A 13,916-nucleotide genomic window follows, 5' to 3' on the forward strand; every position below is an offset into this window, starting at 1 on the left:
GTGCTTGACAATGATCAATTCTGCGCGGCAGACGCTCATAAAAGGCCATCAAATGCGTTAACAAGCAGGCAACTTCACTGTCGCAACGCCGTTATACGGACGCGGCATGCTCAACAGCGTACGGCCGTGCGGGTGCCGTGGACCGGCCGGGGACAGCGGGAAAACGCCGCCCCCGGCCGGTCGTCACCCCGCCGCGTCCACTCTTCGCAGTTCTGGCCAGAGATTTCCGCCGCCCACGCGCTTTGCCGGTGTTTCCCTTTCATTGGTTCCACCTTTGACGGTTTCACTGGGGGCCGCCCACGCGATCAGTTTCATCTTTCTCAAAGATTCTCCCCGCGCGCATATTGAGCGACGTGAGCCGTGGGTAGACCTGTGGTGCCGGGCGGGGGCTTTGGCGGGGCAGGGGGGCGGTCAGCATGGGCGAAGGCAGGACCATCACACGCGGGACGCGGGTGTTCGGCGCGTTGTACTGCGCGGTGCTCGGAGCCGTCTCGCTGGCCTGGATCATCCGCGACCTCGACGAGCTGGAGAAGGGCAGCCACCTGTGGTGGAACTGGGTGGGCATCCCGTACAACGCGTACACGGGCGCCCTGATCGGCTCCTCCTACTACGACCTCCTGCTGCTCGTGCTCTACGCCGTCGTCGGGATAACCGCGCTGCGTTCGGCCTCGGCGGGCGGCGCCTTCGTCGCCGTGGCGCTGGCGACCATCGTCCTGCGGCTGCCCACGCTGTGGAACCTCGAAGCCGACTGGATGCAGGGCCTCCCCGAGGGACTGAAGACCCGTGCGTCCCTCACCGCCTGGGCCGGGGTTCTGCTCAGCGCCGCGTTGATCCTCGCGGTGGCGCTCTCCCGGCGGCCGCCCGCCGCGGCGGGCCAGGGGTACGGGGCGCAGGTTCCGGCCTGGCCCTCCGACCCCGGGCCGCCCTCGCGGCCTTCGACAGCCGCCGCTGTGACCGCCTTCCTCTTCCTCGTCGGGCTGGGCGGTGTGCTCGCGGCCTGGCAGATCTACTTCGCGCAGCAGCTGGAGTGGGAGTCGTACAAACGCCAGCTCACCGGCGAGCAGCAGCTGCTCTCCGTGCTGGACCAGCCCGATGGGTGGGCCGCCTGGGCGCTGGTCGCGCTCGCACTGCTGGCGGGCGGTCTCGCGCTGGGCCGGGCGCCCATCGCGCGGCCGCTGGGCATGACGGCGGCGTTCCTGATCACCGGCTTCGCGGTCGCCGACTCCTCTAAGATCATCAAGCAGGACTGGCTCGACCACATGGATGACCTGCCCACGAGCGGCAAGCTCTTCGTGGTCTCGTCGTTCGTCGAGGTGTTCGCCGGGCTGATAGCCCTGCTGGTGCTCGCGCCGCGCGGACCGAGCCCCATCGGCGCGCCGGACGGCTGGGGTCAGCCCGGCCCGCCCTACGGGGACGGCTACGACGACCAGGCCCAGGGCTACGGCTACCCGGCCGGCGGTTACCCGGCCGGTGGCTACCAAGGTGACGGCTTCCAGGGGGACGGCTACCAGGGCGGTGGCTATCAGGACGGCGGTTACCAGGGCGGTGGCTATCAGGACGGTGGGTACCCAGGTGATGCGGGAGGCGGTGGTTACGGCGGGGGCTACGGCTCACCGCCGCCGCCTCCGGGGCCGCCGCCACCGCCGTCTCCGCCGCCGGGCTGGTAGCCGACGCGAGGTCCGGAGGGCCCGGGGAGGGATACAGACCCACGGGAGAGCAGGCCCGGGCACAGCCAACCAGCGGCGCCCGGACCGGACATGGCAGTGTCGGTTACGCCTTCGGGTCGCTCTCCGCGGCGGTCCCGCCGCCTGCGGCGGTGGGCTGGTCGAGGCCGAGCGAGCGCCGCAGGAAGTCGACCTGGAGCAGCAGGAGGTTCTCGGCGACCTGCTCCTGGGGCGTCATATGGGTCACCCCGGACAGCGGCAGCACCTCGTGCGGGCGGCCCGCGGCGAGCAGCGCAGAGGAGAGCCGCAGGGTGTGCGCGGCGACCACGTTGTCATCGGCGAGCCCATGAATGATCATCATCGGCCGGGCCTGGTCCGCCGCTCCTGACAGGCCCTCGTCGGTGATCAGCGAGTTGCGCGCGTACACCTCGGGCTGCTCGCCGGGGTGACCCAGGTACCGCTCGGTGTAGTGCGTGTCGTACAGCCGCTGGTCGGTGACGGGGGCGCCCACGATGCCCGCGTGGAAGACGTCGGGACGGCGCAGCACGGCGAGCCCGGCCAGGTAACCGCCGTACGACCAGCCGCGGATGGCGACCCGGCCGAGGTCGAGCGGGAAGCGGTCCGCGAGCCCGTGCAGCGCGTCGACCTGGTCCTGCAGGGTGACAGCGGCGAGCTCGTTCCGGACGGACTTCTCCCAGCCGGGGGAGCGGCCGGGGGTGCCGCGGCCGTCGGCGACGACGACGGCGAAGCCCTGGTCGGCGAACCACTGCGAAGTGAGGTGCGCGTTGTGCGCGGCGACCACGCGCTGCCCGTGCGGCCCGCCGTACGGGTCCATCAGGACCGGCAGCGGCCCGTCGCCGTCCGCGTAACCGGTGGGCAGCAGGACCGCGCACGGAATGTCCCGCTCGCCCGCGAAGACCAGCTGCGGCCTCGCCTCGATGACGGGCCGGTCCGCGTGGCTGACGATCTCCGCGAGCCGCTGCCACTCGTCGGGGCCGTGCTCGTCATCCGCGCGTACGACCTCGACCCGGACACCCGGACGGTCCAGGCTCACCGACGGCAGGACCAGGACCTGACCGCCGCGCACGGCGGACGTCACGGCCGGGTAGGGGAGTTGGCCGACCGGCTCCCACCCTGTGTGCGCATGCGGCACGGGAGAGGTTCCCCGCGACTCCGTCCGGGGGAAGTCGGGGCCGCCGCCGCTGCGGAACCACGCGCGGTACACCCCGATCTCGCCCGGCGCGCCGGGAAGCCCGGCCTCCTCGCCGGTGGACGCGGAGAACAGCACGTCCCGCTCGCCGATGTCGAGGACCGCGCGCACGTGCAGCGCTCCCGACGTCAGCCGCTGATCACCGACCATCAGCACGCGCGCACCGGCTTCGTCGGCGATCCGCACCAGCTGGCCGTCCGGCGTCCACGCGGGCACCCCGGGGAAGAGGTCAAGCCATGCCTCGTCCTCGTCGGCGTGCACGGTGCGGGTCTCGCCGGTCACCGGGTCGACCGTCAGATACCGCTGGGTGCCCTGGTCACGGGCCTGGACGAGCAGCAGCGGCGGGCCGTCCGCCGACCAGTGCACGCGCGCCAGGTACGGGAAGCGCACCTGGTCCCAGATCACCTCCGTGCGCCTGCCGTCGAGGCCGAGGACGAAGAGCGTGACCTTGGCGTTGGCGGTGCCCGCGGCCGGGTAGGCGACCTTGGCCGGTTCCCGCTCGGGGTTGGCCGGGTCGGCGATCCACCAGCGCTCCACGGGCGCCTCATCCACCCGCGCCACCAGCAGCGCGTCGCTGTCGGGCGACCACCAGAAGCCCCGGGAGCGGTCCATCTCCTCGGCGGCGATGAACTCGGCGAGACCGTACGTGACGTCCTCGGCCTCCGCCTCGGCCAGCGCTCGGTCGTCCTTGCCCTCGCTGCTGACGACGCGCAGCGCGCCGCCCGCCGCGTAGGCGACGTGCCGTCCGTCGGGCGACGGACGCGGATCGACGACCGGTCCACGCGCCTCACCCAGGGGCAGTTCACGGGTGGTCCCGGCCCGCAGCTCGGCGAGGAACAGCCGTCCTGACAGCGCGAAAGAGGCCAACTCGACGGCATTGTCCGTCGCGTAGCCGACGACCCCGGCGGCGCCCTCGCGGCTGCGCTCGCGGCGCGCCCGCTCCTCGGCCGACAGTTCCTCCCCGGCGCCGCCCAGCAGCACGGCGGGGTCCGCCGCCGGATACTCCCTGCCCTCGGCGACATCGAGGACCCAGAGCAGGTTCGCCCGGTCGCTGCCGCCGGGTGAGCGCAGGAAGACCACGCGCGCGCCATCCGGGGACACGCTGAAGGCACGTGGCGCGCCGAGAGTGAAGCGCTGTGTGCGCGCGTACTGCCGAGGAAACGAGAGCTGTCCGGTCATGCGCCCGAGCCTACGGGCCAACCCCCGGGCAAGGCTGCCCTCCGGGCCGCATTCCGTCCGGATACCGGAGGTTGGGCGGGGGATAGCGGACGGCAGGGGCGGGGACAGGGGCTGGCTGGGGATGAGTCTGGGGGTCCCCCCCCCGGGGGCGCCGCGCGCTGGTGGGGCGGAGGCTGTTCGCAGCGGCACATGCGAACAGGCATGCGCCCCTGTCATGCTCCCGTGCACCGAGACGTGCGGGCGCACGGAAAGTTATGATCCTTCGCGCAGAGTGGGTATGACTCTCCTGCCGCGACGCGATCCGTGGGTGCGGGAGTCCGTGGCCGCTCCGCGAGCGAAGTCCTTTGAAGTCCTGCGAAGTCCTTACGTCCGACGCGTGAACCTGGAGGTGAGCCGCTGTGGCACTCTCGATTTCAGCGGTGTTGCTGCTGGCGATCATCGTCTACCTGCTGGTGAAGAAGTCCGGGCTGAAGGCTGGTCACGCGGTGGTCTGCGTGATGCTGGGCTTCTACCTCGCCAGCTCGTCCGCCGCCCCGACCATCGACGAACTGGGGAACAACGTCGCGGGCGTCATCGGTGACATAAAGATCTGAGTGTTCACGGGCGCACGGCGAAGCTTCGATGACCCACCCCTCCCCGCCCCGTCTCCGGGGAGCGGGGCGGGCTCGTAGGCTGTCCTGTATGACCGTCCTCCCCGCCCGGCGTCTTCTCCTGGTGCACGCGCACCCGGACGATGAGTCGATCAACAACGGCGCCACCATGGCCGCGTACGCCTCGGCAGGCGTGCACGTCACGCTGGTGACCTGCACCCTCGGCGAGGAGGGCGAGGTGATCCCGGCGGACTTGGCGCACCTGGTCGCCGACCCGGCCGCCGCCACTCTCCAGGGTGATCCAGCGCGTCAACAAGCCCCCTCGCCCCATGGGGTCGCGTCACCGCATGAGGAGAACCCCAGACCGGTCAGCGCCCTCGGCGCGTACCGGGCCGGTGAACTCGCCGCGGCGATGAAGGAACTGGGCGTCACCGACCACCGCTTTCTCGGCGGCCCCGGCCGGTTCCGCGACTCGGGGATGATGGGCCTGCCGCAGAACCGGCTCCCCGGGGCCTTCTGGCAGGCCGACACCGACGAGGCCGCCACGTGCCTGGTGGAGGTCATCAGGGAGATCAGGCCGCAGGTGCTCGTCACGTACGACCCGAACGGCGGCTACGGCCACCCCGACCACATCAAGGCGCACCGGGTCGCGACGCGCGCGGCGGAACTCGCCGCCGAGCCCGGCTTCCGCCGCGACCTCGGCGACGCCCATGAGATCGCCAAGACCTACTGGAACTGTGTGCCGCGCTCCGTCATCGAGGAGGGCTTCGCGCGGCTGCGTGAGCTGGCCGAGCGGCCCGGGGGCGGTCCGTTCCCCGGCATCGCCTCGGTGGCGGACGTGCCCGGCGTGGTCGAGGACGAGTCGGTGACGGCGGCGGTCGGCGGCAGCGCGTACGCGGCGGCGAAGGCGGCCGCGATGCGGGCGCACGCCACCCAGATCACCGTGGACGGCGACTTCTTCGCCCTCTCGAACAACCTGGGCCAGCCGCTGCTCACGACCGAGTACTACCAGCTCGCCGAGGGGCAGCCCGGGCCGCAGGCCCAGGCCGGGCACGAGAACGACCTGTTCGCCGGAGTGGTCGTATGACCGGGAAGCGCGACGGCGCACGGCGCGCGCGAGCCGCTTCGGGCAAGGGAGCCGCCGAGCGGCAGCCGCAGAAGGCCGCGGGAGGCGCGCGGTCGAAGGCGGGCGCGCGTAAGGACGCGGCAGCGGGCGGCGCGAGCCCGGCCGCGGACCCGCACATCGATACGCATACACACACGGATGCGGGCACGAGTATGGATAGGGGTACGGACACGAGGACGGATACGGGTGCGGGTGTGAGTGCGAAGGCTGCTGGCGGCGGTCCTGGCCGGGGCGCTGCTGGCGCGACCGGCGCGGGGCGGGCGAAGAACGCGACGTCCGGCGGCGACGCGGGCAAGGCCGACGGAGGCGTCGGCTCCCGTGGCTCCCGTGCGGGCGCCGGCGCTCGGGCGGGCGCGGCGAGTGGTTCGAGCACCGGCGCGGGCGCCCGGGGCGCGGGCGGCGGAACGGCTGAGCCGGGTGCCTGGCTGACCAAGCCGTTCAGTCCGGCCCGGATCGGGTGGTACGCGCTGCTACTGGTGGCGGGCGCCGTCGTCGGCATCGCGGGCGCGCTGGTGCAAGCGGCCTGGTTCCCGGGCGGGTTGCTGCTGGCGCTGCTCGGCATCGCCGCGCTGTGTTACGGGGGGCTGCGGGCCCTCGGCACGCGGGGCGGCGGCTGGTCTCCGGCGGGCGGCTGGCTGGTGATCGTGCTGTTTCTTACCGCGACCCGGCCGGAGGGCGACTTCGTGTTCGGTACGGGAGTCGGCTCGTATCTCTTCTTGCTCGGCGGCATGTTCACGGGTGTGATGTGTGCCACGGTGCCGAAGCTGCCGCAACCGGCGGCCCCGGCGGCCCGACTTGGGAAATGACGTCACGTTTTAGGTGTGACGTCCACAGATAGCTGAGTGCCGTGCCGTGGACCCGCTTGGAGTGGGGAAACGGCGGCCGACAAGTGCTGGTCGGCGGTGCCCAGTATGGTGGTGCGCGCCGCCGAGCCTCCCCTGGCCTACGGCGTGGGGAACCCCAGCGCGAGATGGGGGGCGGCGGAGCTAACTGGGAGAACCTGCTTTGAGCCGTGAATCTGACAGTTCGTCCTCCGGGCCCCAGGGTCGCGGCGATGCCGCGTACCCGTCGGGTACCCCGCCGTACGGATCGCGCCAGTATCCGTCGCCGCACCCGACCCAGGAGGCCCCGTACGACAACGTTGACGGTGACGCCCCTGAGGCGGCGCCGACCCGGCCCGAGGAGCCGAAGACAGAGACCACTTTGACCACCCGCATCCGGATCAACATCCCGGGTTCGCGGCCGATCCCGCCGGTCGTCGTGCGGAAGCCGGTCAACGAGGACAGTTCCGCCGGTCCTGGCACCGGCGACGGTTCCGCCTCGGGTCCCGCTTCCGGGACCGGGCGTGAGCAGCGCGCGGGTGGTGGCGGCGCGACCGGTTCCCAGCAGGGTGGCGCGGGGGGCGGCTCGGCCTCCCGTAGCGGCTCCGGGTCCGCTCCGGGGGCGAAGCCGGGTGGCGGTTCCGGTCCGGCCGTTCCGCCCGCGGGCGGCACCACGTCCGGCACCGGCAGCTCCTCGGCGGCCGGTGAGCCGCAGCGGAAGGACCCGGAGCGGACCAGCGACTGGTTCGCGCCCCGCAAGTCCCGGCCTGGGCAGAACGCGTCCACCACGGCCAACTCGCCGCTGCCCGGCCCGCCGGTGACGCCGGAGAGCACCCAGGAGACGACGCAGCCCTTCGCCGTCTTCGACGCGGACGCCCTGTACGGCGACGCTCAGGACGGCCCCGGCGCGGGCGGCGCCCCCCAGGCTGACCAGCCGCCGTACTTCCAGCAGGGCCAGCAGGGCCAGCAGGGCCAGCAGGGCCAGCAAGGCGGCGGCGCGGGCGGAGCGATGGGCGTCCCCGAGGGCGATCCGCTGACCGACCCGCTGACCGACCCGCTGCCTGACCCGCTGACCGATCCGCTGCCCGGCCCGTTGGGTGACCCGCTGACCGATCCGCTGGGCGGCTACCCGGGCATGGGGCCTGGCGCTGACGGCGGCATCGGCGCCGGTGCGCCGGGCAGGGGACCGGACGGTGCCGCCGCCTTCCCGCCCGGCCCGCCCGGCTATCCGTCGGCGGACCGCATGGGGCGTACGGACACGCCGCCCGACGGCTTCCCCAGCCCGTGGCTGAACGGCACCGGTCCCAGCGGACCGGCCGGACCGGCTGGTCCGACCGGCGGTCCCACCACCGGGGACATGCCGGTGCCGCCGCCGGACTTCCCGCCGCCGCCCGGCCTCACTCCGCCGCCCGGCGCGAACCCCGCCGCAAGCTTCAGCTCTCCCGGCTTCGACGGCCCCGGCCTCGGCGGGACCGGGTTCGACGGGACTGGTTTCGACGGCGCTGGTTTCGATGGAGCCGGCTTCGACCGCGCGGGCTTCGACGGCGCCGGTGGGCCCGGTTTCGACGGAGCCAGCGCCGGTGGTCCCCGTGTGGACCAGCCCGGCGGCGGCGACACCGCGCGGCTGACGCCGCAGCACCCGGGGTCGCCGTCCGCGCCGCCGCCCGGCCCCGGTGCCGCCGGTGGCCTCGGAGCGACGACGCGCAGCGGCCCGGGCAAGGCTTCTGGCAAGGCCGGGGGCAAGGCTTCCGGTAAGGGCGCGGGAACGTCGTCGGGCAAGGGCGGGCCCGCGAAGGGTGCCGCGACCGGCGAGTCCGAGCAGACCGAGAGCGAGCGCGCGGCCCTCGCCGCCCTGGACGCGCTCGCCGCGCGAGGCGGCGCCCCGCCCGAGCACGTCTCCGGGAACACCCTGGTCAGTGGCGTTCCCGTGGTCCCGCCCAGCGACGGCGGGGGGCAGCCGGCGGCCTCCGGCGGCGACAGCGTCCCGCCCGCCGCACCGGCGCCCGCGCCGAGTGGTGGCGGAGGCGGCGGCAAGGCCAAGAAGAAGGGCCGCTCCAAGCTGGTGATGGCCGCGGTCGGGGTGATCACCGTGGCGTGTGTGGCGTACGGCGCCGGTCTGGTCCTCGGCCACGCGGACGTGCCGAACGGCACCACCGTCCTCGGCATCGACATCGGCGGCACCTCCAAGGAGGAGGCCGTGAAGAAGCTCGACTCCGAGCTGGGCAACCGTACGACCGCGCCGCTCAAGGTGTCCGTCGACGGCGAGCAGCTGGAGCTGAAGCCTGCCGTCGCCGGTCTGTCGATCGACACCGAGGCGACCGTGCGGGCCACCGCCGGGCGTGACTACAACCCGGTCACCGTGGTCGGCTCGCTCTTCGGCGGCACGAAGGAGGCCGACGCCGAGGTCACCGTGGACGAGGAGAAGCTCAGGGATGCCCTGAAACGGCTGGCGGGCGGCTCGGGGACGGCCAGGGAGGGCACGATCAAGTTCGAGCCCGGCAAGGCCGTCGCCGTGTACGGCAAGGCGGGCAAGGCGCTCGATGTCGACAAGTCGGTACAGGTCATCTCCGACGCGTACCGCGAGCGCGCGGCGACGGGCAAGAACCGGGCCATCGCGCTGCCGAGCGTCTCCAAGAACCCGAAGGTCTCGAACGCTGAGATCGACAGGAAGATGAAGTCGTTCGCCGAACCCGCGATGTCGGGCCTGGTCACGGTCCAGGCCGGGGCTGCCAAGATCCAGTTCGGCCCGGACCGCTCGCTGCCGCAGATCCTCTCCATGCGCGTGGTCAAGGGAGACCTGGTCGAGCACTTCGACCTCGACGCGATAGAGGCGCTGTACGGCCAGACCTTCGACGGGGTCCTGATCGAACGCGGCGACGGCAGCAAGACGCCTGTAAAGCCCACGGATGTGGCGACCGCGATGGGCCGGGCGCTGACCGGCAAGACGCCCGCCGAGCGCGTGAGCGTGATCCCCGGAGCGACCGTCGGCTGATCTGATCTGGTTTGACCAGACCTGGGGCGGGGCGGCAGGCCGGACCCCGGCCCGCCGCCGCCTCCCAGGGGCCCCACCCGCAGCCGCCGTCCGGCCCCGCCCATCCGGGCGGGGCCGGACGCCGTTACGGGCGGGGCGGGCGGCTGTGCCGAGGTGGCGCCGACGGCTGTTTCGAGCAGTGTGGGTGGTTGCTTTCGAGCAGTACGGGCGGTCGCTCCGGACGGTTGTTCCGTATGGCTGCCCGGCCGGTTGCCTCGTACGGCTGTCCCGTACGGCTGTCCCGGACGGGTGTCTCTGTCGGCGCGCGTCACCGTGCCGAGCCGTGCCGACAGGTACGTACGCCGACAGGCACGTACTCAGCCGACAAGTGCCTACTAAAGCCGACGGGTACGTACTAAGCCGACAGGTGCGTACGAGGCCGACAGGCGCGTACTCAGTTGAGCAGCGCCCGTGCCGCGCGCGCCTGCCTGAGGACCGTTTCCGCCGCGCTTGGCTCCATCGCCGAGATGACCTCCGCGTACTCCTCCATCTCCCGCGCCCCGTGGGCGAAGTCGCCGCGCTGCACGAGCAGTTCCGCGTGCTCGTAGCGCAGGCGCGCCGGGTGGCTCGGCAGAAGCAGGGACAACTCGACCGCCCACAACTGCACATCGCTGCGCTCGGGGCGGGCGGCGGCCCAGGCCCGGATGTTGTTGAGCACGCGCAGCACGATCTCCAGCGGCTCGGCGGGCGCGAGCATCGCCGGGGAGAGCGGGGTGCCGGTGGCACCGGCGACCAGCAGCGCCGCGTCGTCTCCCGAGAGCGGACGGCCGCCGTCGAACGGGTCCACGAGGGCGTGCCGGCCCATCGGATCGCCGAAGCCGATGATGAAATGGCCGGGCAGCGCCACCCCGTACACCGGTGCTCCCGCGCGCCTGGCCACCTCCATCCACACCACGGACAACAGGATCGGCAGCCCTCTGCGGCGCCGCAGCACCTCGTGCAGCAGGGAGGACTCCAGGCGCCGGTAGTCGGCCGGGGTGCCGCGGAAGTCGCAGCGTTCGCCGAGCAGCCTGGCCAGCGCGGTGGCCCAGCCGTCGGGGCCGCCGGGGGCGAACGGCAGGAGCCCGGCGAGCCGGTCGAGTTCGATCTGGGCCTCGTCGATTCCCTCCTGGCCCAGCTCCTCGTCGGCCTCGGCGCCGACCAGCAGACAGAGCAGCGCCAAGTCCGGCCGCTCCTCGCGGGCTGCCTCGGCGAACTGCCGCCGTCGGTCCGTGATGTCGTACATGCGTGCCTCGTACCCGCTCAGTGGGCGTCGTCCCGGGGGGCGCGCCAGTGGTGGTAGGAGTGGTGTGTGGTGAAGCCCATGCCGTCGTAAAGGGCGCGCGCTCCCTCATTGTCCGTCTCGACCTGGAGATACGCCGCCGACGCGCCCTCGTCCAGGGCCTTACGGGCCAGAGCTGTCATCACGGCCCCGGCCAGCCCCAGCCGCCGGTGCCCGGGGGCGACCTCGACCGCGGTGAACCCTGCCCAGCGGCCGTCGATCACACAGCGGCCGATCGCGGCGACGCCGCTGCCCGTCTCCGCCCCCGCTTCGGCCCCTGTTCCCGCCCCGGCGCTGTCCGTGCCCGCCGCGCCGCCGGTTTCGCCGGGACTCTCCCGTACGGTCGCGAACCACACCGAGGGCCCGCCGCACAGCACCTTCCGCACCTCGGGGCCAGGGCGGCTGAACCGCTGGTAGCGGGCCAGCCAGGCGTCGTCGATGTCGCGGGACAGCTCGACGCGCGCGGCCCCGGCGTCCGGGAGCGGGCGGTCGGCGATCGGCGCCAGGGCGGCGATGCGCACCAGCGCGGAGACCTCGCGCGTCCAGCCGCGCTCGGCGAGCGCTTCGGCAAGCTGCTCCTGGGTCCCCTGTGCTCCGGTGCTGACCTGGATGTACGCGGGCAGCCCTCGTTCGGCGTACCATGCGGTCACCCGGCGCAGCGCCTCATCGAGGGGCAGTTCGGGGTCGCCGAGCGGCAGTACGGAGTTGGCGCGCCGGGTGAATCCGGCAGCCGCGCGCAGCTCCCAGCCGGGCCCCGAGCCAGGGCCCGCCGGGCTCAGCCGCTCTTGTTCGACCGGCGGCCAGGCGCGAGCCGCCACGCGGTCGAGCTCGCGCGCATTGGCGGCGGGGCCGCGCCGCCGGACGGGGGCGTCGCCCGGCCGGGCGCCGGGTGCGGGCGGGATGACCTTGCCCGCGACGAGCGAGGCTTCCGCGACGCGGACCTCCTCCCCGCCGCGGCGGGTGATCCAGAGCACACCCCCTGTCCACGATGTGAGCACCCCTACCGTGTCGGTGAACTTCTGGGGCCCACCCCCTGGATCGTTCAGGCGCCGTACTGATACACGTTTGCCCACGTCAGCGGGGGTGATTCTGACCTCAAGCCGTCCGCCCGTGGTGAACTCCACAGCTCTGTCCGCCCCTCATGTTCGTGTCCTGCCCCGGAACGGAGATACTAGGTGTGGGCATCGACGACGCCGCGCTCCCGCGCGCCACGCGGCGGAGCCGCACACCGGTCCGCCAGCCCTACCGAGGAGGAACGACAGCGTGACCTACGTCATCGCGGAGCCTTGTGTTGACCTGAAGGACAAGGCTTGCATCGAGGAATGCCCCGTCGACTGCATCTACGAGGGCTCCCGGTCCTTGTACATCCATCCTGACGAATGCGTCGACTGTGGTGCGTGCGAGCCGGTCTGCCCGGTTGAGGCCATTTTCTACGAGGACGACACTCCGGAGGAGTGGAAGGACTACTACAAGGCGAATGTCGAGTTCTTCGACGAGCTCGGTTCGCCCGGTGGTGCCTCGAAGCTGGGCCTGATTGAGCGGGACCACCCCTTCATCGCCGCACTCCCCCCGCAGAGCCACGACGAGTGACCGTGAGGTCTGACCGGTCCCGATAGGCTCCGCGCGGTCAGCGCGGTCTCGGTCCCGCATGGCCCTCCGCCGCGCCCTCGGCGCGGGTGGCGGAGCGGCCGCGCGGGGCCGAGGCGTTTCCTCTGCGTTGTACGTGGGCGTTGTACGTAGGCGGGTTCGTCAGCGGGGAAGATCCGGGGACGGCCCCAGCAAAGTTTCCGGAAGTCCAGCATTCCGCGATTCCGGAACGTCCCCGGAATTCCCGCAAAGTTCGTGGAAAGAGAGCACAGCACCGTGTCCCCAGTCTCCGACCGCCTCCCCGTCTTTCCCTGGGACCGGCTTGAGCCGTTCAAGGCCACCGCCGCGGCCCACGCGGACGGCCTCGTGGACCTCTCCGTGGGGACCCCGGTGGACCCGGTCCCCGCGCTGATCCAGCAGGCCCTGGCGGCTGCGGCCGACAGCCCCGGCTACCCCACCGTGTGGGGCACCGTCGCGCTGCGGGACGCCCTCACCGGCTGGGTGGAGCGGCGGCTGGGCGCGCCCGGCGTGGACCACTCCCAGGTGCTGCCCGTCGTCGGGTCGAAGGAACTGGTGGCCGCGCTGCCGGCGCAGCTGGGTCTCGGCCCTGGCGACCGTGTCGCGTTTCCCCGGCTCGCCTACCCGACGTACGAGGTGGGCGCGCGGCTGGCGGGCGCCGAGCCCGTCCCGTACGACCTCGACGTGTTCGCTGACGACGCGAGCGTCGCCGGGCTCGATCCCGCCGGGCTGAAGCTGCTCTGGCTCAACTCGCCGTCCAACCCGACGGGCCGGGTCATGCCGGCCGACGAGCTGCGCCGCGCCGTCGCCTGGGCCAGGCGGCACGGAGTGCTGCTGGTCAGCGACGAGTGCTACCTCGAACTCGGCTGGGAGACCGAGCCCGTCTCCGTCCTGCGTGCGGACGTCTGCGGCGGCTCCTACGACGGTCTCGTCGCCGTGCACTCCCTGTCCAAGCGGTCCAACCTCGCCGGATACCGCGCGGCGTTCCTCGCGGGCGACGCCGCCGTGCTGGGCGAGCTGCTGCGGGTGCGCAAGCACAGCGGCCTGATGGTGCCCGCCCCGGTGCAGGCGGCCACGGTCGTCGCGCTCGGCGACGACGCGCACGTCGCTGAGCAGCGGGAACGCTACGCGCGGCGCCGTGCGGCGCTGCGCACGGCGCTGGAGGCGAACGGGTTCCGCGTCGAGCACAGCGAGGCGTCGCTGTATCTGTGGGCCACCCGCGAGGAGCCGTGCTGGGAGACCGTCGGCGACCTCGCCAAGCGGGGCATCCTCGTCGCGCCCGGCGACTTCTACGGAGTGGCGGGCGAGCGCTTCGTACGGGTTGCTTTCACGGCGACCGACGAGCGGGTCGCCGCGGCGGTTCAGCGACTCAAGGGCTGACAGCGCGGCACGGACGGCGGCAGGCACCCAAAAGGGCCCCGGAAGCGCG

The 13,916-nt window shown here is 72.7% G+C and carries 10 protein-coding genes; 7 read left to right on the plus strand and 3 right to left on the minus strand.

Annotated features, from left to right (window positions below; all coding sequences use genetic code 11):
- The first annotated feature begins 416 nt into the window (after positions 1-416).
- A complete protein-coding gene (locus AC5P1B_RS14335) occupies positions 417-1,667 on the plus strand; it encodes a hypothetical protein (protein WP_493887430.1) in 1,251 nt (416 codons plus the stop codon).
- Positions 1,668-1,770: 103 nt separating this feature from the next.
- Here AC5P1B_RS14335 and AC5P1B_RS14340 read toward each other — a convergent pair whose 3' ends face one another.
- Entirely contained in the window at positions 1,771-4,053 is a 2,283-nt protein-coding gene (locus AC5P1B_RS14340) for a S9 family peptidase (protein WP_493887431.1), read from the minus strand.
- Between the two features lie 398 nt (positions 4,054-4,451).
- On the opposite strand from AC5P1B_RS14340, the gene AC5P1B_RS14345 reads away from it, so the two are divergent.
- The 4 genes from AC5P1B_RS14345 to AC5P1B_RS14360 all read left to right on the plus strand — a co-directional run bounded on the left by AC5P1B_RS14345 (position 4,452) and on the right by AC5P1B_RS14360 (position 9,582).
- Complete coding sequence (locus tag AC5P1B_RS14345; RefSeq protein ID WP_493887432.1) at positions 4,452-4,646, plus strand: hypothetical protein; 195 nt, start codon at positions 4,452-4,454, stop codon at positions 4,644-4,646.
- 88 nt (positions 4,647-4,734) lie between these two features.
- A complete protein-coding gene (gene mshB, locus AC5P1B_RS14350) occupies positions 4,735-5,730 on the plus strand; it encodes an N-acetyl-1-D-myo-inositol-2-amino-2-deoxy-alpha-D-glucopyranoside deacetylase (protein WP_493887434.1) in 996 nt (331 codons plus the stop codon).
- Complete coding sequence (locus AC5P1B_RS14355; RefSeq protein ID WP_493887435.1) at positions 5,727-6,575, plus strand: DUF6113 family protein; 849 nt, start codon at positions 5,727-5,729, stop codon at positions 6,573-6,575. The genes mshB and AC5P1B_RS14355 overlap by 4 nt, the downstream gene beginning before the upstream one ends.
- Positions 6,576-6,774: 199 nt before the next feature.
- The gene (locus AC5P1B_RS14360) at positions 6,775-9,582 is read left to right on the plus strand and encodes a peptidoglycan binding domain-containing protein (protein WP_493887437.1); all 2,808 of its coding nucleotides are present in this window, start codon (positions 6,775-6,777) and stop codon (positions 9,580-9,582) included.
- 433 nt (positions 9,583-10,015) lie between these two features.
- Here AC5P1B_RS14360 and AC5P1B_RS14365 read toward each other — a convergent pair whose 3' ends face one another.
- Together AC5P1B_RS14365 and AC5P1B_RS14370 are read right to left on the minus strand one after the other, a co-directional pair.
- Positions 10,016-10,846, minus strand: a complete 831-nt coding sequence (locus AC5P1B_RS14365; protein WP_493887438.1) for a transglutaminase-like and tetratricopeptide repeat-containing protein — start codon at positions 10,844-10,846, stop codon at positions 10,016-10,018.
- 17 nt (positions 10,847-10,863) lie between these two features.
- A complete protein-coding gene (locus tag AC5P1B_RS14370) occupies positions 10,864-12,006 on the minus strand; it encodes a GNAT family N-acetyltransferase (protein WP_493887439.1) in 1,143 nt (380 codons plus the stop codon).
- Between the two features lie 139 nt (positions 12,007-12,145).
- On the opposite strand from AC5P1B_RS14370, the gene fdxA reads away from it, so the two are divergent.
- A complete protein-coding gene (gene fdxA, locus AC5P1B_RS14375) occupies positions 12,146-12,472 on the plus strand; it encodes a ferredoxin (RefSeq protein WP_176163910.1) in 327 nt (108 codons plus the stop codon).
- Positions 12,473-12,745: 273 nt separating this feature from the next.
- On the plus strand, positions 12,746-13,867 hold the full coding sequence (gene dapC, locus AC5P1B_RS14380; protein ID WP_493887440.1) for a succinyldiaminopimelate transaminase: 1,122 nt from the start codon (positions 12,746-12,748) through the stop codon (positions 13,865-13,867).
- Positions 13,868-13,916: the final 49 nt, after the last annotated feature.

It is taken from the genome of Streptomyces sp. A01 (assembly GCF_059026195.1).

Bases quoted from the DNA above. Each gene is read 5' to 3' on its own strand.
- AC5P1B_RS14335 (WP_493887430.1), top strand. From the start codon at position 417: ATGGGCGAAGGCAGGACCATCACACGCGGGACGCGGGTGTTCGGCGCG.
- AC5P1B_RS14340 (WP_493887431.1), bottom strand. From the start codon at position 4,053: ATGACCGGACAGCTCTCGTTTCCTCGGCAGTACGCGCGCACACAGCGC.
- mshB (WP_493887434.1), top strand. From the start codon at position 4,735: ATGACCGTCCTCCCCGCCCGGCGTCTTCTCCTGGTGCACGCGCACCCG.
- AC5P1B_RS14355 (WP_493887435.1), top strand. From the start codon at position 5,727: ATGACCGGGAAGCGCGACGGCGCACGGCGCGCGCGAGCCGCTTCGGGC.
- AC5P1B_RS14365 (WP_493887438.1), bottom strand. From the start codon at position 10,846: ATGTACGACATCACGGACCGACGGCGGCAGTTCGCCGAGGCAGCCCGC.